At 45.9% G+C, this 24,175-nt stretch carries 13 protein-coding genes, 1 tRNA gene and 3 pseudogenes; 10 read left to right on the forward strand and 7 right to left on the reverse strand.

Features of this window, described 5'->3' with window-relative positions:
• Positions 1 to 55: 55 nt before the first annotated feature.
• On the forward strand, positions 56 to 1,597 hold the full coding sequence (locus H6585_11590) for a hypothetical protein (protein MCB9448976.1): 1,542 nt from the start codon (positions 56 to 58) through the stop codon (positions 1,595 to 1,597).
• 383 nt (positions 1,598 to 1,980) lie between these two features.
• Here H6585_11590 and H6585_11595 read toward each other — a convergent pair.
• A pseudogene (locus H6585_11595) lies at positions 1,981 to 3,335 on the reverse strand (IS3 family transposase).
• Between the two features lie 115 nt (positions 3,336 to 3,450).
• Between H6585_11595 and H6585_11600 the strand changes: the two are divergent.
• Positions 3,451 to 5,736 carry a PKD domain-containing protein gene (locus tag H6585_11600; protein MCB9448977.1) on the forward strand — a complete coding sequence of 762 codons (2,286 nt, stop codon included), beginning with the start codon at positions 3,451 to 3,453 and terminating at the stop codon, positions 5,734 to 5,736.
• A gap of 571 nt (positions 5,737 to 6,307) precedes the next feature.
• Here the strand turns inward: H6585_11600 and H6585_11605 are convergent.
• Positions 6,308 to 7,279 carry a hypothetical protein gene (locus H6585_11605; GenBank protein ID MCB9448978.1) on the reverse strand — a complete coding sequence of 324 codons (972 nt, stop codon included), beginning with the start codon at positions 7,277 to 7,279 and terminating at the stop codon, positions 6,308 to 6,310.
• A gap of 1,555 nt (positions 7,280 to 8,834) precedes the next feature.
• Between H6585_11605 and H6585_11610 the strand changes: the two are divergent.
• From H6585_11610 to cadA, 7 genes and pseudogenes are all read left to right on the forward strand, one after another.
• Positions 8,835 to 10,189, forward strand: a pseudogene (locus H6585_11610) (IS3 family transposase).
• 44 nt (positions 10,190 to 10,233) lie between these two features.
• On the forward strand, positions 10,234 to 11,025 hold the full coding sequence (locus H6585_11615) for a hypothetical protein (GenBank protein MCB9448979.1): 792 nt from the start codon (positions 10,234 to 10,236) through the stop codon (positions 11,023 to 11,025).
• Between the two features lie 50 nt (positions 11,026 to 11,075).
• Positions 11,076 to 11,489 carry a transcriptional repressor gene (locus tag H6585_11620; protein ID MCB9448980.1) on the forward strand — a complete coding sequence of 138 codons (414 nt, stop codon included), beginning with the start codon at positions 11,076 to 11,078 and terminating at the stop codon, positions 11,487 to 11,489.
• A gap of 45 nt (positions 11,490 to 11,534) precedes the next feature.
• Positions 11,535 to 12,020, forward strand: coding sequence for a hypothetical protein (locus H6585_11625; GenBank protein MCB9448981.1), 486 nt, complete (start codon positions 11,535 to 11,537; stop codon positions 12,018 to 12,020).
• A 98-nt stretch (positions 12,021 to 12,118) separates the two neighbouring features.
• Positions 12,119 to 16,498, forward strand: a complete 4,380-nt coding sequence (locus tag H6585_11630; GenBank protein ID MCB9448982.1) for a CusA/CzcA family heavy metal efflux RND transporter — start codon at positions 12,119 to 12,121, stop codon at positions 16,496 to 16,498.
• A 25-nt stretch (positions 16,499 to 16,523) separates the two neighbouring features.
• The gene (locus H6585_11635; GenBank protein MCB9448983.1) at positions 16,524 to 17,750 is read left to right on the forward strand and encodes an efflux RND transporter periplasmic adaptor subunit; all 1,227 of its coding nucleotides are present in this window, start codon (positions 16,524 to 16,526) and stop codon (positions 17,748 to 17,750) included.
• 5 nt (positions 17,751 to 17,755) lie between these two features.
• Positions 17,756 to 19,675, forward strand: coding sequence for a cadmium-translocating P-type ATPase (cadA, locus tag H6585_11640; protein MCB9448984.1), 1,920 nt, complete (start codon positions 17,756 to 17,758; stop codon positions 19,673 to 19,675).
• A gap of 2 nt (positions 19,676 to 19,677) precedes the next feature.
• Here the strand turns inward: cadA and H6585_11645 are convergent, their stop codons facing one another.
• Together H6585_11645 and H6585_11650 are read right to left on the reverse strand one after the other, a co-directional pair.
• Positions 19,678 to 19,851: a hypothetical protein gene (locus H6585_11645; GenBank protein MCB9448985.1), complete on the reverse strand. Its 174-nt coding sequence runs from the start codon at positions 19,849 to 19,851 to the stop codon at positions 19,678 to 19,680.
• A 10-nt stretch (positions 19,852 to 19,861) separates the two neighbouring features.
• The gene (locus H6585_11650; GenBank protein ID MCB9448986.1) at positions 19,862 to 20,329 is read right to left on the reverse strand and encodes a DUF2190 family protein; all 468 of its coding nucleotides are present in this window, start codon (positions 20,327 to 20,329) and stop codon (positions 19,862 to 19,864) included.
• 135 nt (positions 20,330 to 20,464) lie between these two features.
• Between H6585_11650 and H6585_11655 the strand changes: the two are divergent.
• Positions 20,465 to 21,819, forward strand: a pseudogene (locus H6585_11655) (IS3 family transposase).
• 297 nt (positions 21,820 to 22,116) lie between these two features.
• Here the strand turns inward: H6585_11655 and H6585_11660 are convergent.
• The 3 genes from H6585_11660 to H6585_11670 all read right to left on the reverse strand — a co-directional run bounded on the left by H6585_11660 (position 22,117) and on the right by H6585_11670 (position 24,069).
• Entirely contained in the window at positions 22,117 to 22,407 is a 291-nt protein-coding gene (locus H6585_11660) for a DNA-binding protein (GenBank protein MCB9448987.1), read from the reverse strand.
• Between the two features lie 33 nt (positions 22,408 to 22,440).
• Positions 22,441 to 23,757 (reverse strand): tyrosine-type recombinase/integrase, encoded by a 1,317-nt coding sequence (locus tag H6585_11665; protein ID MCB9448988.1) that lies wholly within the window; start codon positions 23,755 to 23,757, stop codon positions 22,441 to 22,443.
• Positions 23,758 to 23,984: 227 nt separating this feature from the next.
• A tRNA-Ser gene (locus H6585_11670) sits at positions 23,985 to 24,069 on the reverse strand.
• Positions 24,070 to 24,175 lie beyond the last annotated feature (106 nt).

Below are 24,175 nucleotides of genomic sequence, written 5' to 3' on the forward strand. Positions count from 1 at the left end.
TCTATCTTTTAAGGCGAAAAAAGTTTAAGTGTAATGATAATCAGTATTGAAAACCATGCCGGCCAATCAACATCTTTTTGACCTGATCCGTTCCCTATCCCGCAATGAGAAGGGCTACATCCGCAAACAGGTACGGGTGCACGGAGGCGATGAAACACGCAACACCATGAAGCTGTTCGACCTGATCGACCGACAGCAGGTGTATGATGAGGAAGCCGTCCGGCATGCGTTCAAAAACACCACGGTGGCGAAACACTTGCCGGAAGCGAAGTACTATCTCCAGAAGCAGATCATGAAATGCCTGCAACAGTACCATTCTTCTTTAACGGTGGACATGAAGCTGCTCGGCTACCTTCAGCAGATTGATATTCTGTCGAGCCGTGCCCTGTACGACCTGAGCCTGGCCACATGCCGCAAGGCACGGAGCCTGGCGAAGAAGCATGAGAAATACAGGTTCATGTTGTCGATCCTGCACATGGAAAGAGACATCTACTGGAACCAGCAGGCGAACAAAAACGTGCAGGCGCTTTTCCTGGAAACCTACCAGGAAGAGGCGAAGGTGCTGGAGGCGCTCCAGGAGCATCACCGGTTGAGCAGAAGCGCACAGTCGAACTACAATGCATTCAAGGTGCACGGCCAGGGGTGGTCCAAGGCCGACAAGGAACGCATGGAAGAGCATGTTCCGTTGTTAAAGAAACTGCAAACAAAAGGAAGCGCTTCCTTTGATATATCCCGGGAGATCCACCACGGGTTGCATACCTATTTCTGGATGAACAAAGACCTGGTGAAGGCCCTGGACATCATCGCCACCAGTGTGAAGCAGTACCAGGAAAACAGCGACCGTTTCACCGACCGCCTGTTCCTGAAGAACTACCTCATCCTGCTGAACCAATATGCATTTGTGTCGGCCAAGCTGGGTAAGTGGGAGGTAATGGACAAGGCATTGAAAGACATGGAGTCGCTCCGCAGTACGCTCACCAAAAAGCAACTCACCCGCGATGTCATCAACCTGCTCAACCAGTTTTATTATGTGAACAAGACCAACGCCTTTTTGCAACGACGTGCATTCAAAGAGGGCGTGAAGTTCATCCGGTCCGACGAAGCACGCACATATCTCAACCACATGGAGGGAAACATTGACCGTTCATTTGCGGTGGTGTTGAAAATGAACATCGCCTCCCTCTACATGGGCAACCGACAGTACAAGGAGGCGTTGCCCTGGAACTATGAGGTGGTCAACGGAAACTATGGTAGGCTTCGCGGCGATTTGTATGTGCTGGCACGCGTTTTCCAGCTGGTGATCCACTACGAGATCGGGAATGAAGACCTCCTGCAGTCGCTGGTGAACTCTACCCGGAACTACCTGCGCAACCGCAAGCGCACGCTAAAGTTCGAGTCGTGTGTGCTGGAACACCTGAGCATATTCAGTCCGACCCTTGATCCTACAGAGAGACAAAAACAGTTCAAGGCGCTCCGGAAAAAGCTGGCGCCCCTCGCCAAAGACGAATTTGAAAGGGTGGCCTTTGAGGATTTTGACTTTTTGGGATGGATTGATGAGCATACAGCATACAGCAAGAGCAACAGTAGGAGCAAGTGAACATTCCGCCTGCCGGTATGATTCCGATGTGCGAACAGAATGCCGTTGCTCATCCCCAGGCTGCGCATAGGAACATGGGCGCCAGCCCGGCGTTCACCCCATTCTTCAAAGAGATTGTCTGACAGGGCGGTCTCTTTTTTTAAGTAATGATCGGGAGTTTCCGTTACCTCCACCTGATTCCGGTCTATCAAGAATCTATACCAGTTGCTAAATAAGAATGTCCGTATCCTAATACGGCCGGAATTACCCTGTTGCACCCCCTAGATTTGTCTTCATCAAACCCCTAAAACTTTAAACAAATGAAACTCATTGCAACAAAATTATCGGTGCTCCTGCTCTGTGCGTCTTAAAACAAATCCGGACAAAAGGCGATCTAATTTAAGTCATAGATTTAACATTTGCTGACGGTGGTATTTTCTTCTTTGTTTCATGGTTCTTTCTTTGATTTGTTTTCGTCTGGCCAGGATCTGTTTATCCCTGCCGAAGAATACGTCGGCAGGGGTGAGATTTTCCAGTGATTCATGGTATCTACGGTTGTTGTAATATTCAATGAACTCAGCCAGTGCCTGGCGCAACTCATCGGGTGAATAGTAGTTGTCCAGCTTGATCACATTCTTCATGGACTGATGCCAGCGCTCGATCTTTCCCTGGGTCTGTGGATGACGGACTCTTCCGCGCACATGCTTGATCTCTCTGTCCTGGAAGAAGTCAGCCAGGTCTTTGGCGATGTAACACGGGCCATTGTCGCTGAGTACTTTGAGAGACTGTGTGGTTTTGTCAGGAACCACACCGGTGATCTCAATGGCCTTATCGATATTGCGCTGTACGTCATCGGCTGCCATGTTGGTGCATAGTTCGGCATGGATCACGTAGCGGGAGTAATCATCCAGTACCGTGCAGAGGTAATACCATCCCCAGTGTCCCACTACTTTCAGGTAAGTGAAATCGGTCTGCCACATCTGGTTGACCCGGGAGGTCTTGTCTTTGTACTGGTTGGCAGCATGATCCACCACAAAGGCCGGTGCAGTGATCAGCCCTCTTTCTTTGAGAATGGCATGCACGCTGGACTCGCTGATATACCAGCCCCGGTGATCTACGATGTGCCAGGCCAGTTCTCTGGATGAGAGGTCTTCCATGTCCAGGGCCAGCTCTACCACCTCCTGGCGTTTCTCATCGGGGATCCGGTTCCACTGGCTTCTTGCCGCCCGCTTCTTGGGAGCCAGTCCTTCAAACCCTTCCCGCAGATACCGGTCGTACCAGTCATAGAAAGTCGCCTTGGGAATGTCCAGCTCTTTCAGGGTGGCCCGTACGCTCAGATCACTGTTTTCCACTATGGAAATGATCTCCATTTTCTCTGATTGACTGTATCGCATATACCGCTGCCTTTTTAAGCGTCCCCACTCAAACTTTTTTTTAGGACCCTATTCTGCAGGGTGAGCTCGGCGACCACTTCTTTCAGCTGGCTGTTCTCCTTGCGGAAATGATCCACTTCGGTGGTGTTGGCCTCTCGGAGGGTATCTCCTAAAAGCCGTTTCTTACCGGCTTCCAGGAAGTCTTTGCTCCAGCGATAGTAGAGGTTGGCGGCAATACCTTCACGGCGACATATCTCTGAAATGGATAGCTCGCCCTTGAGGCCTTCCAGTACGATTCTGATTTTCTCCTCAGCGGAGAACTTGCGGCGGGTCCTGCGTTTGATCTCACGGACTACCGCTTCGGGACTTTGATCTTTCTTTTTCATGTTTGGACTGTTTTTCAAGGTTCCGGTTTTTTACCTTGAAAGCTAGCTTTCAAGGTAAAAAACTGTGACTAAACTATTGTACCTTAACAGTCCGAATTTTGCTTACGCTGGACAGATGGGTCTCTTAAAATATCAACTGGTGCGGATGGACGGCGCAGCCATCGAGGCGTTCGTGAAAAGGAGCGGGGCCTCTTCGGATGTAGTGCTGGAACTGCCCGCAGGTGATGTGGTGCTGCACCTTCAGGCATATGATGTACGTTCAGAGAATTACAAATTCCGGGTAGGGCAGGCCGACGGAAGCATTGTGGAATACCCCCGGTCGGCGAACATTACTTATCGTGGCTATACCGGAAACGATGTGTCGGATGAGGTACGCGTCAGCATCTATAATCACAAGATGCTGGGGTTTTATCAGCGCAACGGTATCACGTATTATATCGAACCCGTGGCCAGCTATGATCCGGATGTGGAGAAGGATGTGTTCGTCATATATAAGGCATCGGATATGGACAAAGACCGACACATGTCATGCGCTGCGGAAACCCGGAACATGCCGTTGGGCCTGAAAGCGGCACATCCCGAATCCGTTTTGAAACAGGAAGCTTCTCCGTTGGCATGCAAAATGGTTGAATACGCCCAGGCCGCCAACTCCTCCCTGGTTTCCATATACGGAAGTGCATCCGCTGTGGAAAGTGAAATGCTTGCCGTCTTTAATGCGGTGGCAACCAAGTACAGCGAATCCTCGATCGACATACAATACAAATTGGTGGAGACCTATGTGTCTACCTCAACCAATACCAACATCGGGGAAGGCTATACGGATTGGTACAGCCTGAATGACCAGTTTGTTGCCTGGGGAAATTCAGGTGGTTTTTCCAACACGTTTGATGTGGCCAATTTATGGACCGATCAAAATTCAGCGGCGTATGTGGGTGCATCCTATGTGGGATCCATCTGTACGTCCAACCGGTACTCCACGTGTAAATGGAACAGCACCTGGTACCAGCACAACTTTGCCGAACGATGGTCGCTGCTGGCGCACGAGCAGGGGCATGCATGGGGTGCGTATCACACCAACACCAAGGGCGACATCATGTACTCCACACTGTATGACGTCAACGTCAACTGGGATGCCGTGACCATCTCATCCATTACCACATATAAGGCTTCGGCGTCCTGTCTCAGTTCGTGTGGAAACACCACGCCTGCGCCGGTAGCGGATTTCAGTAGCTCGTTGTCAGCTCCATGCAGTGGTAAAGTGAATTTTACAGACCTGTCGACCAATGCGCCCACTTCCTGGTTGTGGAACTTCGGTGATGGCGGTACCTCATCCGCCCAGAACCCTTCACACACCTACACGACGGCGGGCAAATACACGGTTTCTCTGAAGGCAACCAATGCCGGCGGATCCGATACCGAACAAAAGATCAATCATGTTACCATTGCGTTTGCGACTCCACCTACTACATCCGATGGGTACAGCTGTGGTCCCGGCATAGTAACCATGTCGGCAACAAGTACCAATGGGGGTGGATTGGAATGGTATGATCAGCCAACAGGTGGTTCGCTGGTTAATACGGGATCAACTTACAGTCCTAATTTAAGTGTCAGCGATACATTCTATGTGCAGGAAGTAGCCGGTGCAACAAGCGATCACATGGGGCCGGCGGATGAAACTTCCCTGGGAGCATCCGCCAGCAACAACTCCAACTACGGTATGTTTTTCGATGCGTTGACCGACTTCACCCTGAACAGTGTGCTTGTTCATGCGGATGGAGCGGCGAACCGCACCATTGAGATTCTGAGCGGCGGGGCTACGGGAACCGTGGCATATACCAAGACTGTGAACATCCCCGACGGAACGAGCCGCGTCAACCTTGGCTTCAACATCGTTGCGGGCAACAATTACTTCATTCATTGTAACAACACCACCTATGCGGCCAACATGTACCGGAACAATGCGGTTCCGGGAGGCACCTATCCGATTACATTGCCCGGCGTTGCATCCATTACGGGTTCCAATGTGGCCGGGTCGGAATTGTTGTATTACTATTTCTTTTATGACTGGGATGTGAGCTGGGCCGGTGGCTGCAGCAGCACCCGCTCCATGGTGGTAGCGAATGTGGGTTGTGTGGGTTCCGAGGAATTCTCCGATGCCCGCGTAAGCGTATACCCCAACCCGGTGAAACAGGGCCTGTATGTGCGGATCGAGAATGGTACGGTTCAGGAAGGACAGGTGCAGATCGTTGATGTACTCGGACGGGTGATCCGGGAGCAGTCTTTTTCATCTGCCCGGGAACGGTTGTCTTTCGATATATCCACCGAACCCGATGGTGTATACTTTGTTAAAGTCTTGAATGGAGACAAGTACTCCATGACGCGGGTGGTAAAGGTTCAGTGAGGAATGTGTTATCGTACATGGGAATGGTGATAGAGGCGCTTTTTCAACCTGACAGGGTCATTCATACTTAGAGGGTTCTGCTGTTCCCTGGGGGAATCCATGCCGCAAAACCATGCGACATCGGGTTCCCCTTTTTTTTACAGGTGGACCTGTGGGGCAGGATACAGCATACAGGATACAGCATACAGCATACAGCATACAGCAAGAGCATACAGTAGGACCGTGAGCTTTCCTGCTCCAAATTGTTTTTTACGGGGAGGGGCTATGATGTGAGGTTAGGCGAAGGTTTTACCTTCGTATGGCTATCCTATAGCATTCGCTATTAGAAAAGCACAACATGAGTTACTCACGATTATGGTTGTTCTGTGAGATTATTTTCAATGATCCCGGTGGGTAAAATAAATGCCCGCCATGGTCCTGATAAACGATGGATCATGGCAGGCATCATCTGAATTGGGTGTTGCTACAGCTGTTTTTTTTGCAATGGCGTCTAGCGAGCACATTCCCACTCATTTCCGATCAATGATTCTACGTGCCCGCTGTTGCTCTTGCTGTATGCTGTTGCTAATTGTTATGCGGGTTGCTTTGTGCCTTCCTGCATTTCCTTCACCCTTCGGTATTCGGGTTTTTCCAGATCGGCTAGGGTAGGGGCGGTAGGTACGGGTCCGCTGACGGCACATGCATCCCAGTATTCCTGTAGGGTTTTGTTTCCGACCATCTCATCCACGGCTCTGAAGGCTATCTGGGTATACACCTGGTACTTTCTTAAAACCTGGGACACCTTGGCCCTGCCAAAACCACCTTCGAATTCGCCGTACACCTTGGTTTCCATGTCACGGATCACATAAAACGTGCAGAAGCCCGGGTTTCCGACCAGCTTGAATGTTTTGGTTTTTTTGTCCATGGTCTCCCGTGCCTTGGTAACAATGGTAGAAAACTCCGTGGCTATTTCACCTCTGTAGGTAGCGCTTACATCCACGATGCCTTCAATTTTGGTGGCGGCGGTCAGCTCAAACGAGTTTTTGGTATTCAGCTTGTCGGTTTGTTGCACTGTGTATTTGTCCACTTCCACCAGTTCGTCGGTGGCGGCTTCTTCCATGGTGTTCAGGCCCAGGAAATTTTCGAATGAAACCACCCGGACGGCCACTTCTTCATTGACCGTACCATGGCGCAGGGCTGTGTTCATGTACTCATTGGCACGGATCAGGATGGGTTCGGCTCCTCCCTTGAACCTGGGGGTGCGGATAAAGGTGGAGGTTTTTGATGGATCATAACTAGCGGTGACCTTCAGTTCTTTCATGTCCCAATTGTCGTGGTACAGACCTGCGCCCCGTGGCCTGATGGCAATATCGGACACGCCGCCTATGTCTTTCTCGTAAAATTTGAAGACATTGGTTTGGTGGGGTTCGAAGTCGTCGCCCGGGCCATCCATCAATTGATATTCTTTCCAGGCGCCTTTGGTGCCGATCAGTAAGATCTCGATATCGGCATTTGTACCCTTGGCACCTGTGGTTACGGTAACTGTAAATGAAACTTCGCTCATGACTTTAATATGTATGGGTGAATAAATGAGAGGAGTGCCGAATGTACGTTTTTTTGATAAACATGCCCATTCTTTCCAAGCGCCAATTAGCTTCCCACAAGCCCGTCGCTAAAATTCGCGCCAACTACCCGTGGGAACACTGATGCCAGTTTGGGTATCACTACAACCGCGCGCCTTCCCGCCCCACCTCCGACCAATAATTCTACGTGACCGCTGTATGCTGTATGCTGTATGCTGTTGCTGTATGCTGTTGCTGTATGCTGTATGCTGTATGCTGTATGCTGTTGCTGTAACGGGATTACCTTCGGTGATCCTGGGGTGGGACCTGCAGTGAAGTAAAGGCCCGCCTTCGTCCTTCGTTCATCAGCACTATGGCGCGCACTGCCCGACCTCCGCGTCGCTACGGTCGTTTTTTGTTTTCAGGGTTCTGCCATCTCAAGCAAGCTTGGATGCTGGGAATGCGCGCCATTCGGCCTCATCCCTGGCCAATGATTCTACGTGTCCACTGTATGCTCTTGCTGTATGCAGTTGCTGGATAAGCCTGCACCCTGAAGTAAAGGCCCGACCTCCGCTACGCTACGGTCTCGCTTTTTGTTTTCAGGGTTCTGCCATCTCAAGCAAGCTTGGATGCTGGGAATGCGCGCCATTCGACCTCATCCCTGGCCAATGATTCTACGTGTCCACTGTATGCTCTTGCTGTATGCAGTTGCTGGATAAGCCTGCACCCTGAAGTAAAGGCCCGACCTCCGCTACGCTACGGTCTCGCTTTTTGTTTTCAGGGTTCTGCCATCTCAAGCAAGCTTGGATGCTGGGAATGCGCGCCATTCGACCTCATCCCTGGCCAATGATTCTACGTGTCCACTGTATGCTCTTGCTGTATGCAGTTGCTGGATAAGCCTGCACCCTGAAGTAAAGGCCCGACCTCCGCTACGCTACGGTCTCGCTTTTTGTTTTCAGGGTTCTGCCATCTCAAGCAAGCTTGGATGCTGGGAATGCGCGCCATTCGACCTCATCCCCGACAAATGATTCTACGTGTCCACTGTATGCTCTTGCTGTATGCAGTTGCTGGATAAGCCTGCACCCTGAAGTAAAGGCCCGACCTCCGCTACGCTACGGTCTCGCTTTTTGTTTTTGGACGCTATCATCTCAAGCAAACTTGGATGCTTACGTCCAAAAAACAAAAAGCCCCGCTATCGCAGGGCCTTTTACTTCAGGGGCGGAGAGAGGTTTACAAGTTTCGAACCAATTCATCAATGGGCTTCAGGAAATTCTTGAACGCGGCATCATTTAGCAGGCGGATCGGAGAGGTTCTTCTTTCATTGGTATTGTTTGCCAAATAAATATCCTGGCTTGAAAATCCCATCCATTGTCGGGTTCGTGTTCTGTCATTGACGTCAATGACGGGTTGCTGGCCTCCTCTGCCTGCTGTGTAATTATCGTGTGTCCAGCGTAAGCAAAATTCGGACTGTTAAGGTACAATAGTTTAGTCACAGTTTTTTACCTTGAAAGCTAGCTTTCAAGGTAAAAAACCGGAACCTTGAAAAACAGTCCAAACATGAAAAAGAAAGATCAAAGTCCCGAAGCGGTAGTCCGTGAGATCAAACGCAGGACCCGCCGCAAGTTCTCCGCTGAGGAGAAAATCAGAATCGTACTGGAAGGCCTCAAAGGCGAGTTGTCTATTTCAGAGATATGTCGCCGTGAAGGCATTGCCGCCAACCTCTACTATCGCTGGAGTAAAGACTTCCTGGAAGCCGGTAAGAAACGGCTTTTAGGAGATACCCTCCGAGAGGCCAACACCACCGAAGTGGATCATTTCCGCAAGGAGAACAGCCAGCTGAAAGAAGTGGTCGCCGAGCTCACCCTGCAGAATAGGGTCCTAAAAAAAAGTTTGAGTGGGGACGCTTAAAAAGGCAGCGGTATATGCGATACAGTCAATCAGAGAAAATGGAGATCATTTCCATAGTGGAAAACAGTGATCTGAGCGTACGGGCCACCCTGAAAGAGCTGGACATTCCCAAGGCGACTTTCTATGACTGGTACGACCGGTATCTGCGGGAAGGGTTTGAAGGACTGGCTCCCAAGAAGCGGGCGGCAAGAAGCCAGTGGAACCGGATCCCCGATGAGAAACGCCAGGAGGTGGTAGAGCTGGCCCTGGACATGGAAGACCTCTCATCCAGAGAACTGGCCTGGCACATCGTAGATCACCGGGGCTGGTATATCAGCGAGTCCAGCGTGCATGCCATTCTCAAAGAAAGAGGGCTGATCACTGCACCGGCCTTTGTGGTGGATCATGCTGCCAACCAGTACAAAGACAAGACCTCCCGGGTCAACCAGATGTGGCAGACCGATTTCACTTACCTGAAAGTAGTGGGACACTGGGGATGGTATTACCTCTGCACGGTACTGGATGATTACTCCCGCTACGTGATCCATGCCGAACTATGCACCAACATGGCAGCCGATGACGTACAGCGCAATATCGATAAGGCCATTGAGATCACCGGTGTGGTTCCTGACAAAACCACACAGTCTCTCAAAGTACTCAGCGACAATGGCCCGTGTTACATCGCCAAAGACCTGGCTGACTTCTTCCAGGACAGAGAGATCAAGCATGTGCGCGGAAGAGTCCGTCATCCACAGACCCAGGGAAAGATCGAGCGCTGGCATCAGTCCATGAAGAATGTGATCAAGCTGGACAACTACTATTCACCCGATGAGTTGCGCCAGGCACTGGCTGAGTTCATTGAATATTACAACAACCGTAGATACCATGAATCACTGGAAAATCTCACCCCTGCCGACGTATTCTTCGGCAGGGATAAACAGATCCTGGCCAGACGAAAACAAATCAAAGAAAGAACCATGAAACAAAGAAGAAAATACCACCGTCAGCAAATGTTAAATCTATGACTTAAATTAGATCGCCTTTTGTCCGGATTTGTTTTAAGACGCACATGCAAAACATTTACCCTATTCACATCACTATTGCTGTACTTATTGTTCTAGGAGGAATTGGCTTTACTACATTACAAGATGTTTTTAATCTGGACAGAATAAGAAAATTATTGACAAGGAAGAAAACGTCCTTACCATTGCAAAGTAAGATTGCTGTATTTTGTTCAGTATTGCTAATTGTTCTAGGGGCAATTTTCTTTTTTAGTATTGAAAAAGAGAATATTCTCTCCAATCAATCATTTTCAGAAAAAATTACAACTTCAATTTTTCAATCTATAACTGCGAGAACAGCAGGATTTAACACGGTTGATTTTGGTAGCTTAGGTTTGCTTTCCCTATCCTTGATTATGTTATTAATGTTTATTGGAGCCTCATCTGGATCAACAGGGGGAGGCATAAAAACATCCACATTTACAACCTTAGTAATCGCAGTGTTAAAAAGAAAAGAAAGACCAACCAATTATGGAAAATCTTTTCTTACCAAAATATTAGTTCAGAAGGCAGTAACAATAACTGTTTACTCACTAGTCGTTATTACAGTTGGTACTGTCATTTTAATGATTTCCGATGCTGAGAAGAAATGGAGTGATTTATTATTTGAAGAAATCTCTGCTTTTGGCACTGTAGGTTTATCTACTGGTATCACTCCGGATCTCTCATTAATTGGCAAATCAGTTATAATGGCGAGCATGTTTATAGGAAGAATTGGTCCTTTAGCACTTGCTTATACCCTGATAAAGTCCACAACATTTACCGAAGAGAAAGAAGAGCAGGGAATTATGATTGGGTAATTATTGCAGGAAACAATCAAAGGAAATAAAACTAAATATTTGTGTTACAAATGAATGAAAAATTAGAACAAAAACTACTATCAAAAGAAATCAAACCAACCACCATGCGGTTACTGGTGTTGCAACAATTGATGCAACGCTCCAGTGCAATAGGGTTAACTGAATTAGAAAATTTATTTGGTCAAGCAGATCGTACCACCTTGTACCGTACCCTCAAAACTTTTGAAAAAAACCACCTTGTTCATAGTATAGATGATGGAACCGGAGTTCCCAAATATGCCCTTTGCATGGAAGGTTGTGAATGTAAGCCAGAAGACCTTCATGTACATTTTCATTGTACTGTATGCAAAGAGACATTTTGTGTTACCCAAACCAGTGTACCAATGGTGCAACTACCCGTAAACTTTGAATTGGCAGAGATTAACATGGTCATAAAAGGCACTTGCGGAAACTGTAAAAGGTAACTTTGCAATACCATTGCACAAATTCATTTGTTATATTTGTCCCTGATGCAAATTATTAGGTCTGCCATATCGCTTTTTTTACTATTGGTTTATTCCATAAGTTTCGCACATGACCTGATACCTCATTGTCATTTTAGTGAAGCAACAGAAAAAATCGCAGCAGAACACGGAGAGCAACATCACCATCTGGAAAACCACAAGCACGCTAAAATTGAAGATTTAGATGATGATGATATCCTACATGAAAATCATCTGGATGACAGCTTGTTTGATTTTGTGGTTTGCCTGCTAAGTGAACTGGAGCATCCTGCATCTGATGCAGCACACCAGCATTATATTCCGGTAAACACGAATGATAATTCCAAAAACGAACTTACCAAAATCAAGTTGGTTGCTGTTCTTACAGTTGTATTCAATCTGTCCGCAGTTACCGAATCTCCCCTGCCGTTTGGTAATAATACGACCCTTGTCCTTCAAGTCCCGGACATTGTATCCTCCCCTCACAGAGGGCCTCCTTTTCTTTCTTGTTAAGCGATTGCTCCTGATTACTTCGGAGTAGCAGTCCTTTATACCTTTTCGGATTTCCGTAGAAGCATTGTTGTATTCCGTTAACAAGAAATTTATTCATTATGATTGATAAACTAATCGGATTTTCTATCCGTAATAAACTAATAATTGGCCTTATGGTAATTGGGCTGATTGCCTGGGGAAGTTATGCTGTTAAGCAGCTCCCCATAGATGCTGTACCGGATATTACCAATAACCAGGTACAGGTAATTACCGTAGCACCCTCCATCGCAGCACAGGAAGTAGAACGCCTCATTACCTTCCCGGTAGAAATTACAATGGCCACCATTCCAGGTATTGAAGAAATACGTTCTTTTTCAAGGTTCGGTTTGTCTGCTGTTACCATTGTTTTTGAAGACGATGTGGATGTGTATTGGGCAAGGCAACAGGTAAACGAACGCCTCACAGAAGCCAAAAATCAAATACCCAAAGGCATTGGAACTCCTGAAATGGCTCCGGTAACTACTGGCTTGGGAGAAATTTACCAGTATGTAGTTCATACCAAAGAGGGATATGAGGATAAATATTCTGCAATGGAACTTCGTACCATTCAGGATTGGATTATCAAGAGACAATTACTCGGCACACCTGGAGTAGCAGATGTGAGTAGTTTCGGAGGTTATCTCAAACAATATGAAATAGCCATTAATCCCGAAAGACTACGAAGCACTAATATCAGCATTGCTGATATTTTTACTGCACTGGAAAAAAACAACCAAAATACAGGAGGTGCATACATTGACAAAAAGCCCCATGCCTATTTTATCCGGAGTGAGGGAATGGTGGGAAGTATCTCCGATATTGAAAAAATAGTAGTGAAAACCAATCCTTCCGGTATCCCTGTCTTAGTGAGAGACATTGCTACCGTTCAATATGGAAGTGCGGTAAGATACGGTGCTTCTACCCGAAACGGAAAGGGAGAAGTCGTTAGTGCCATTGTAATGATGCTTAAAGGAGAAAACTCTGCGCAAGTCATTGCCGACATTAAAGAACGCATTGCTCAAATTGAAAAAACCTTACCCGAAGGTGTGGTGATTGAACCCTTTCTCGACAGAACCAAATTGGTGGACAATGCCATTGGAACCGTTTCCAAAAATCTTATTGAAGGGGCATTAATTGTCATCTTCATCCTAATTCTGTTCTTAGGAAACGTTCGAGCAGGATTGGTAGTAGCATCTGTGATTCCTCTGGCCATGCTTTTTGCCTTTGGTATGATGAACCTCTTTGGTGTATCCGGCAATTTAATGAGTTTAGGAGCTATTGACTTTGGGTTAATTGTGGATGGAGCCGTGATTATTGTCGAAAGTATTGTTCATCGCATAACCTCTAATAAAACACAATTAGCAGGTATCAATATACTCAGTCGGAAGCAAATGGATGAACAGGTCTATGAGGCATCTTCTAAAATAAGAAGTTCCGCTGCTTTTGGAGAGATTATCATTCTTATTGTGTATTTACCCATACTGGCGTTGGTTGGAGTGGAAGGCAAGATGTTTAAACCAATGGCTCAGACCGTATCTTTTGCCATCTTGGGAGCTTTTATTCTGTCATTGACCTATGTGCCAATGATGTCTGCTTTGGTACTCAATAGAAAAACAGAACACAAGCGAAACATATCTGATAAAATGATGGACTTTTTCCAACGTTTATACAGCCCGTTGATTCACCTGGCGTTAAGACGAAAATTAACGGTGATTAGTATTGCTATAACCTTGTTTGCCGTCAGTCTTTTCACTTTCTCAAAAATGGGTGGAGAATTTATCCCAAGCCTGGACGAAGGAGACTTTGCAGTAGAGACACGGGTAATGACAGGCAGCTCTCTTTCAGAAACCATAGAAGCAGCAACGAAAGCCGAGAAAATTCTACTGGATAATTTCCCTGAAGTAAAGCAGGTAGTAGGAAAAATTGGTTCGGGTGAAATTCCTACCGACCCCATGCCGGTAGAAGCCTGCGACCTGATGATAATTTTGAAAGATAAAGACGAATGGACAAGTGCCGAAACACGGGAAGAACTGGCGGATAAAATGGGCGAAGCCTTATCTGTTATTCCCGGAGTAACATTTGGGTTTCAACAACCCATCCAGATGCGGTTCAATGAACTAATGACTGGAGCAAGGCAGGATGTGGTAATTAAGATTTACGGAGAAGATTTGGATGTGCTGTCTGAATATGCAGGAAAGATTGGTAAGCTGGTCAATACTGTGAAAGGTGCAGAAGATTTATATGTAGAGCAGGTTACAGGACTACCGCAAATACAAATTCAGTTTAACAGGGATGAAATAGCCAAATACGGGCTGAATATCCAGGATGTGAATACGGTGATTGAAAGTGCCTTTGCAGGAAAATCTGCTGGGATGGTCTATGAAGGTGAACGCAGGTTTGATCTGGTCGTTAGATTGGATAAAGCACACCGGAGTAACTTGGAGGATGTGAGTAATTTATTTATCACCACTCCTGACGGACATCAAATCCCATTAAATCAGGTGGCGGAAGTATCTTTTAAAGTAGGGCCAAACCAAATACAACGAGATGATACCAAAAGAAGGATTACCATTGGATTTAACGTGCGAAATAGAGATGTAGAAAGCATTGTAGAGGAAATTAAAACAAAGGTGAATGATAACATTGATTTTCCGGCAGGATATTATCCTACATACGGTGGCCAGTTTCAAAACCTGGTCGAAGCAAGGCAACGTTTATCCATTGCTGTACCGGTAGCCTTATTGCTCATATTCATCCTGTTATTCTTTACGTTTAAATCCGTAAAACAATCCATCCTGATTTTTACCGCCATACCCTTATCCGCTATTGGTGGGGTCTTTGCACTTTATTTCAGGGATATGCCCTTTAGTATTTCAGCAGGTGTTGGATTCATCGCCTTGTTTGGTGTGTCGGTACTAAACGGCATTGTTCTAATAGCAGAGTTCAATCGACTAAAAGAAAAAGGCATTACTGATTTAAAGGAAAGGGTGCTGAAAGGTACGGAAGTCCGATTACGGCCTGTGTTAATGACAGCTTTGGTAGCTTCTTTCGGTTTTCTACCAATGGCATTGTCCAATTCATCGGGAGCCGAAGTGCAACGTCCATTAGCAACCGTAGTAATTGGCGGACTGTTTACGGCTACTTTTTTGACCCTCATTGTCTTGCCAGTATTGTATATCTATTTTGAAAAAGGAATGAAAAAAGTAAAAATAAATACCATGCTCTTACTGCTCGGAATCTTTCTTTTTCCAGTAATAAGTCAGGCACAAGGCGATAGTGCGCAAACTCTTTCTTTGGATGCAGCAGTCAATATGGCCTTGCAGAACAACCCGACTATAAAAGCTGCAAAGCAGGAAGTGGAATGGAACGAGCAAATGAAAAAAACCAGTCTGGACATTGGCAAAACACAATTCAACTGGCAGCATGGACAGTACAATAGTATTATCAACAATGACAACTACTTTGATGTCTCTCAAACCTTTGCATTTCCAACAGTTTATGCGAAGAACACCAATGTTGCTAATGCAAACATCAAAAGTAGTGAGTTGCAACAAGCGGTTACAGAAAATGAACTCGCAACCAAAGTCAAGTCGGTTTACTACCAGTTGGCGTATGCAAAAACAAACCAGAAGTTACTGTTACGATTAGATAGTATCTATGTGGATTTTGCCAAAGCTGCGAATCTGAGATACAAAACAGGTGAGAGTAGTTTACTTGAAAAAACCACTGCGGAAACACAACTTATGGAAATCAGGAACCGCTTAAAGATGGCTGAATCAGATGTGCAAATTTACTTTACCCAATTGAAAACCCTGTTAAATACTGATAACCCAGTTGAAATTGAGTATGAAGGGAAAATGGCAAAAAGGGGTTTAATGATTCAGTCGGATAGTAGTTCCTACAACAATAATCCGGGATTGGCTTATTTACAACAACAGATTAAAATACAGGAAGAACAGCAGTCGCTTCAAAAAGCGAAGATGATGCCCGACATAACACTTGGTTACTTTAATCAGTCGCTAATCGGCACACAGACCATCAACGGAACTGAACAGTATTTTGGTTCAAGCAATCGCTTTACAGGCTTTCAGGTGGGCATTGCCATACCGATATGGGTAAAACCCCAAATAGCCAAAGTACAAGCTGCCAAAATCAAAGCTGGAATTGCGGAAAGCAATTATGAAAGCTATCAGAAGAAGCTGGAAGGAATGTATCTCCAGGCAGTTCAGGAATACATAAAATATAAAAACAGCCTTGAATATTATGAAACCAGTGCGTTAGGGCAGTCAGAATTAATGCTGCAAAACGCAAAAAAAGGATTTAAAAGTGGTTCCATCGGATACTTTGAATATGTACAGGTAGTCAATCAAAGCATGGCTATTCAAACTGCCTGGTTGGAATCGTTGAACAGGTACAACCAGTCTGTTATTCAATTAGAATATCTGGCAGGAATAAAATAATTACAAAACGTAAAAAAATATAGAAATGAAAACAATCATCAATCACCATAAGGGCAGTTCATATAATTTATTGTTCATGATAATGATAATGAGCCTTGTTATTTTCTCCGGATGCAGTAATTCACAGGAAGAAACAGTTCAGCATACAGAAACAGAACACCATGAAGAAGAAACAGTTGTAGAGCTTTCGGAAGCTCAGTACAAAGTGGCAGGAATTAAAGTGGGTAATATAGAACAAAAAAACCTGAGCAACGTGCTAAGGGTAAATGGCGTAATGGATGCTCCCCCACAAAATCTGGTCAGTATTTCTGCTCCTTTGGGTGGGTTTGTTGTTAGCACAGAACTCCTGCAAGGTATGAAAATAAAGAAGGGACAAGTACTGGTAACAATGGAACATCCTGATTACGTTCAGTTGCAACAAGATTATCTGGACAAGAAAAGTAAGTTGGAATACCTTGAACAGGAATTTAAAAGGCAGGAAGAATTATACAAGGGAAATGTAAATTCCGGGAAGATCTTTCAGCAGGCCAAGTCAGATTATATCAGCATGAAGATACAGGTAAAAGGATTGCAAGAGAAACTGGCCATTCTCGGTATTGATGCTTCTAAATTATCAGAAGACAACCTCTCCAGAAAAGTGAAAATTTATTCTCCAATCAACGGTTATGTGTCTGCGGTAAATGTGAACATTGGCAAGTACGCTAATCCAACCGATGTCATGTTTGAGATTGTGAATACCGAACATTTACATGCAGAGTTAACTGTTTATGAAAAGGATGTGGTTAAACTAAAAATAGGACAAAAAGTACGGTTTACTTTACCCAATGACAATGGAAAAGAACGCATTGCTTCCATATATCTCATAGGGCGTAAAATTGATGCTGACCGCTCCGTTCGTGTCCATGCCCATTTGGAAAGTGAGGACACCGACCTGTTGCCGGGCATGTACATTAATGCTAACATCGAGATAAATGAGAATAAGGTAAATGCCGTTCCCGAAGAAGCCATTGTCATGTCTGAAGGAAAGCATTTTGTTTATGTGCTTAAAGGTGAACAAACCGAAAACAATGAAATGGTGTATCATTTTGAAATGATGGAAGTGCAAAAAGGCGTATCAGAAAATGGTTATTCCGAAATATCATTTGCGGACAGTTTAAATCCAGGTACTGTTCAATTTGTTACTAAAGGAGCTTTTTCATTGCTGGCTAAAATGAAAAACACGGAGGAAGATGAAGGAGGGCATGGACATTAATAGTTATGAGTAAAAGTTGTTGTAAAGAAGCATTGAGTAACGAGCAGAAAAAAATATCCTGGCTTGATAAATACCGTCCATATTTCCCGGCAGTATTCAGTTTTATTTTACTGTTGACCGGGATTATTCTGGAGCAAGTCCGACCGGAGATTTTTAAACAGGAATTGCAATTCCTGGTCTATGGTATCGCTTATTATGCCGTAGGCAAACCGGTTGTTTGGAAGGCTCTGAAAAAGCTCTTTACAGCCGACCTGTTCAACGAGTTTTTCCTGATGAGTTTAGCCACCATTGGTGCTTTTGCCATTGGCGAATATGCCGAAGGAGTTGCAGTCATGTTGTTCTATACCGTTGGCGAGTTGTTTCAGGAAGCAGCCGTAAACCGGGCCAAGCGTTCCATAGAATCACTTTTGAAATTGCAGGTAGAGGAAGTAACGGTGCTTAATAATGGCTCTACAACCGTGAAGCACCCCAAAGAAGTCGAAATAGGACAGGTAATTCAAGTCAAATCCGGTGAAAAAGTAGCATTGGATGGAGAGTTATTAACCGCACATGCCTCCTTCAATACCGCAGCTCTTACAGGAGAATCTGTACCCGATGACAAGAAAGAAGGAGATACTGTACTGGCTGGAATGGTGAACCTAAACAAGCTGGCAGAAATAAAAGTTACCAGTACATACGAAGACACCAAGCTCTCTAAAATCCTTAAACTGGTACAGGATGCCACTGCCAGGAAAGCTAAAACACAACGGTTCATTACCCGCTTTGCCAAAGTATATACCCCCATTGTGGTGTTTCTTGCCGTAGCATTAACCTTTCTCCCTTATTTCTTTGTAGAGGATTATATCTTTAACGATTGGCTGTACAGGGCACTTGTCTTTTTGGTTATTTCCTGCCCTTGTGCATTGGTGGTATCCATTCCACTCGGATATTTTGGTGGTATCGGAGCAGCATCGAAAAATGGTATCCTTTTTAAAGGCTCCAATTATCTCGACCAGGTAACACAGGTAGATACGGTGGTGATGGACAAAACCGGAACATTGACCAAAGGGGTTTTTGAAGTCCAAAAAGTTATATCACCCGAATTTAATGAAGAAAAGGACTTTCTTAAAATGGTAGCTGCATTGGAAGCTAATTCCACACATCCAATTGCACAAGCCATTGTTCAATTTGTAGGTGAGACTTATAAAGAGGTTTCGGTTTCTGAAGTTGAGGAAATTTCAGGGCATGGCTTGAAAGGAAAAATAAACAATGATGAAGTATTGGCAGGGAATGGAAAACTGCTCGACAAATTCAATGTGTCTTTCGACAAACAATTAAATAACCTTACAGATACAACGGTTTTGGTTGCCGTAAATGGAAAATATGCAGGCCATATAACCATTGCCGACACCTTGAAAGACGATGCCGAAAAAGCCATAAAAACATTACATCAAGCAGGTATTAAAGAGGTTATTATGCTGTCGGGAGATAAGCAGGCAGTGGTAGATAAAATAGCTGGTCAATTAGGCTTGGATAAAGCCTATGGAGGTCTGTTGCCGGAAGACAAGGTAAAGGAAGTGGAGCGATTAAAAAGCGAAGGAAGGCTGGTTGCCTTTGTAGGTGATGGGGTAAATGATGCTCCGGTTATCACAATTGCTGATGTAGGTATGGCAATGGGCGGACTGGGCAGTGATGCTGCCATAGAAACAGCCGATGTTGTAATTCAAACTGACCATCCTTCCAAGATTGCCACCGCAATAAAAATAGGAAAAGCTACGAAACGAATTGTATGGCAGAATATTGGGTTGGCTTTTGGTGTCAAGCTAATTGTGCTGGCATTAGGAGCTGGTGGCGTAGCTACTATGTGGGAAGCGGTTTTTGCAGATGTGGGAGTAGCGTTGTTGGCAATATTCAATGCGATACGGATACAGGAGATGAGATTTTAGTTCTATTTTAAATACGCCATAACCGCCAGCTTCAACTCAACATTGCCAGTTGGAGAATCGAGATCGGAATAATGAAAAATTACAAACGGTTGGGCTTGTCCGTCTTTTTGGTAGCGAACACCAATCATTTTTTGACCGTTATTTTCCTGAATGGATAGTTTTAGTATTTCAATCATAGCAATTGGGTTAATAGACTTCCGGTACACCTCCCGATAAAAGGGCTTTTACAGTTCCTAAAATTGCATTGGGTTTTGATTCTAATGCTTTGGCAAAAGTGCCCGGCCAGGAAGATGATGAAGCGTAACCTCTTCCATGAACATCACCGGTATAAATGTTGTCTCCAATATTTACAGGAAAAACAGTCATTTTAATATCAGCAATACCTGATGTTTGAATGGTTACCAATTGACCTATTCCACCGCCAGTTTTCACTACACCAATAACATCTTCGCTGTAATACAAATTGGTGGTCGTTACCGACAAAGGATTATTTTTCTCAATGATTACTACATCACCGGATTCCAAAATTTGAGCCGAACGGTTTGTTAGTTGAATTTCACTACCTCCAGTTCCACCACCCGGATCCGTACCACCAGTTTGCTCAACGATGGTTTGACTAGCCTTTACAAAGCGTTGTTTATTGATATACCTCATGCGTTCTGTGGAGATTGATAGTGTCCAGCGTAAGCAAAATTCGGACTGTTAAGGTACAATAGTTTAGTCACAGTTTTTTACCTTGAAAGCTAGCTTTCAAGGTAAAAAACCGGAACCTTGAAAAACAGTCCAAACATGAAAAAGAAAGATCAAAGTCCCGAAGCGGTAGTCCGTGAGATCAAACGCAGGACCCGCCGCAAGTTCTCCGCTGAGGAGAAAATCAGAATCGTACTGGAAGGCCTCAAAGGCGAGTTGTCTATTTCAGAGATATGTCGCCGTGAAGGCATTGCCGCCAACCTCTACTATCGCTGGAGTAAAGACTTCCTGGAAGCCGGTAAGAAACGGCTTTTAGGAGATACCCTCCGAGAGGCCAATACCACCGAGGTGGATCACTACAGAAAGGAGAACAGCCAGCTGAAAGAAGTGGTCGCCGAACTCACCCTGCAGAACAGGGTCCTAAAAAAAAGTCTGAGTGGGGACGCTTAAAAAGGCAGCGGTATATGCGATACAGTCAATCAGAGAAAATGGAGATCATTTCCATAGTGGAAAACAGTGATCTGAGCGTACGGGCCACCCTGAAAGAGCTGGACATTCCCAAGGCGACTTTCTATGACTGGTACGACCGGTATCTGCGGGAAGGGTTTGAAGGACTGGCTCCCAAGAAGCGGGCGGCAAGAAGCCAGTGGAACCGGATCCCCGATGAGAAACGCCAGGAGGTGGTAGAGCTGGCCCTGGACATGGAAGACCTCTCATCCAGAGAACTGGCCTGGCACATCGTAGATCACCGGGGCTGGTATATCAGCGAGTCCAGCGTGCATGCCATTCTCAAAGAAAGAGGGCTGATCACTGCACCGGCCTTTGTGGTGGATCATGCTGCCAACCAGTACAAAGACAAGACCTCCCGGGTCAACCAGATGTGGCAGACCGATTTCACTTACCTGAAAGTAGTGGGACACTGGGGATGGTATTACCTCTGCACGGTACTGGATGATTACTCCCGCTACGTGATCCATGCCGAACTATGCACCAACATGGGAGCCGATGACGTACAGCGCAATATCGACAAGGCCATTGAGATCACCGGGGTGGTTCCTGACAAAACCACACAGTCTCTCAAAGTGCTCAGCGATAATGGCCCGTGCTACATTGCCAAAGACCTGGCTGAGTTCTTCCAGGACAGGGAGATCAAGCACGTACGCGGAAGAGTCCGTCATCCGCAGACCCAGGGAAAGATCGAACGCTGGCATCAGTCCATGAAGAACGTGATCAAGCTGGACAACTATTATTCACCCGATGAATTGCGCCAGGCGCTGGCTGAATTTATCCGATACTACAACAACCGCAGGTACCATGAATCACTGGAAAATCTCACGCCTGCCGACGTATTTTTCGGCAGGGATAAACAGATCCTGGCCAGACGAAAACAAACCAAAGAAAGAACCATGAAACAAAGAAGAAAATTCCACCGTCAACAAATGTTAAATCTATGACTTAAATTAGATCGCCTTTTGTCCGGATTTGTTTTAAGACGCACACTTTTGGATCGCCTCACCCAACCCATCTGACACAAATTATCGATGTGGTGCACGACCGTTTTCCGAGATAGTTTAAGGTCGGAAGCTATTTGACCTTCTACCTCCCGGGTATATCCGATGAGTCCACTCGAATGGAATTGAAGCCAACAATAGATCCTAAGCGAGTTTATTGCACGACGCTTGTGTGCAACCTTGCATAGGGCAAGTGGTAGCTTGAGTGACAGATTATGTGCAGGGTGGGACATCAACAACCTATGACTCGATCTTCAAATCCAGATTGGCCTCGTCGCTTTCCATTAGGTTCATGGCGTGTTCAAGGTCATACAGATGGGTGCCGCCCATCTTTTGCCATTTGAGCAGGCCCTTGTTCCGGAGGGCTTTGATCTTGCCCTCGCTGATACCACCCAGGGCTTTTCTGAGCACATTGAGTTTAACCCACTTCTGTGGTGCCTTCTCGGGTGGGGTTCGGCTTGCCTGAATCTGTTGAAGAATTTCTTCCTTCACCGCCATCAGGTCTTCCAGGGTAATGATTTGTGTTGGCATTTTCTTCGTTTTGATTGGAATCTTTAAAATGTCTTATAACGCTTTGTTTTTTTTCACGAGGGTTGAGGGGATTTGAGTTTCCTGCATCCCATGGTCATGCGTTCTGGTCGCGTATTTTTGCATGAGTTCCTTCATGCTTTGCTTGATGCGATGGGGCATGAGCCGGGCGTAATGTTGCGTGGTCCGGATTTCGGAATGCCCCAGGACACGCTGAACAACCTCCATAGCCACCCCATTCGACAACATCAGGGTTGCAGCGGTATGTCGGGCCACATGGGTCGTGAGCTCCTTTGTAAACCCACACAGGTCCCTGATCTCTTTCAGGTAGGCATTGTAGTTGGCATTGGCGGGAACAGGCAACACGTTATCAATGCCTCGGATGGACTGGTACTCCCTATACCTGTCGATTATCTCAACCGCAGGTGGCGCCAGCGGGATGTTATACGGAATGTCTGTCTTCTGCCTCCGGTCAAGAATGCAATAGTCACCATCCATATCCCTCGAGATGTCATCGTAGGTGAGTTTCTTCACATCGGCATAGGCAAGGCCGGTGAAGCAACAGAAGACAAAGATGTCACGGATGCGTTCCAGTCGTTCGGTGTGTACCCTGACTTTGCGTAAAACGTCCAGTTCATCTTCATTCAGGTATACCGTATTCACCGGTTGCTTCTTGATCCTTATTCCTGCAAATGGGTTGGAGGTGGCCCATCCCAGGTCCATCGCATACATGAATACCGACTGGCAATGTGAAATATACTTGGCGGTGGTATTCGCCCCTTTCGGTGCAAACCCTCCTCCTCCCAGGAGGAAATAGTTGGCAAGCTCCTTAACATGCTGAGGCACGAATCTTTTCAGCGGAAGGTCATCAACCTGTAGTTTGGTCCGAAAGAATTCCCCGACCTGAATACGGATGGTTGCATACTTCTGGTAGGTAGCCCGAACACATTGACGTGTGTTTACCTTGACCAGGTAGTCGGCAAGAAGGGCGTCGAACGCTTCGAGGTAGGTTCTTTTTACCTGCCCCTTTTCGGTGAGGATGTTCTTGATGGTGGTGGGGGAGATCGGTCGGTTCTCTTCGAGCAACTCCTCAAAGATCTTCATGATCTTGTTGCGTATGGTCGCAATCTTCTCATTGATCAGTCGGATGCTCCCGGTGTCTCCATTCGGGTGACTGGCCATCTGGCGCTTCCGGTTCCAATGCTCTCGAAGGATCAGTTTGCCTATGGAGAACTCTTTGGGCTTCTGTCCGGCAATGGATATCCGGCAATAGATGGGTTCCAGGTTAGATGCCTGATTCCTTTTCCTCCCGTTGGGGTAGAAGTACAAAGTCAGCTTTTCTGATGATTCCATGTCTTTTGAGGTTTAAAGGGTTTGAAATGGATCTTCAAAACCTTCTATACCTCTTCAAAACTTTTGGAACCCTGATCTGTGACCAAAAGTGACTTTTTATTTTAGGTCACAGATTCGGACACGGATCAGATCGGATCAAACCATATTCACGGAAACAAAAAAGGCCCTTGAACAGGGCCTTTCGCTTGATTTGGTGGTGGTCTGAGGATTTTTGACGATCCTCTTTGCGGAGAGGGAGGGATTCGAACCCCCGGTACCTTGCGGTACAACGGTTTTCAAGACCGCCGCATTCGACCACTCTGCCACCTCTCCGGGGGCGAAAATAGTAAAAAAAGGAATCCGCAAATCATCGGGATGTATTTCTGTCCTTGTGATGGCAAGGGAATCGGTTGGTTAAAGGATGAAAAGAGGCTGTTAA

Source organism: Flavobacteriales bacterium, assembly GCA_020635855.1.
In the GTDB taxonomy this organism is placed as follows: domain Bacteria; phylum Bacteroidota; class Bacteroidia; order JACJYZ01; family JACJYZ01; genus JACJYZ01.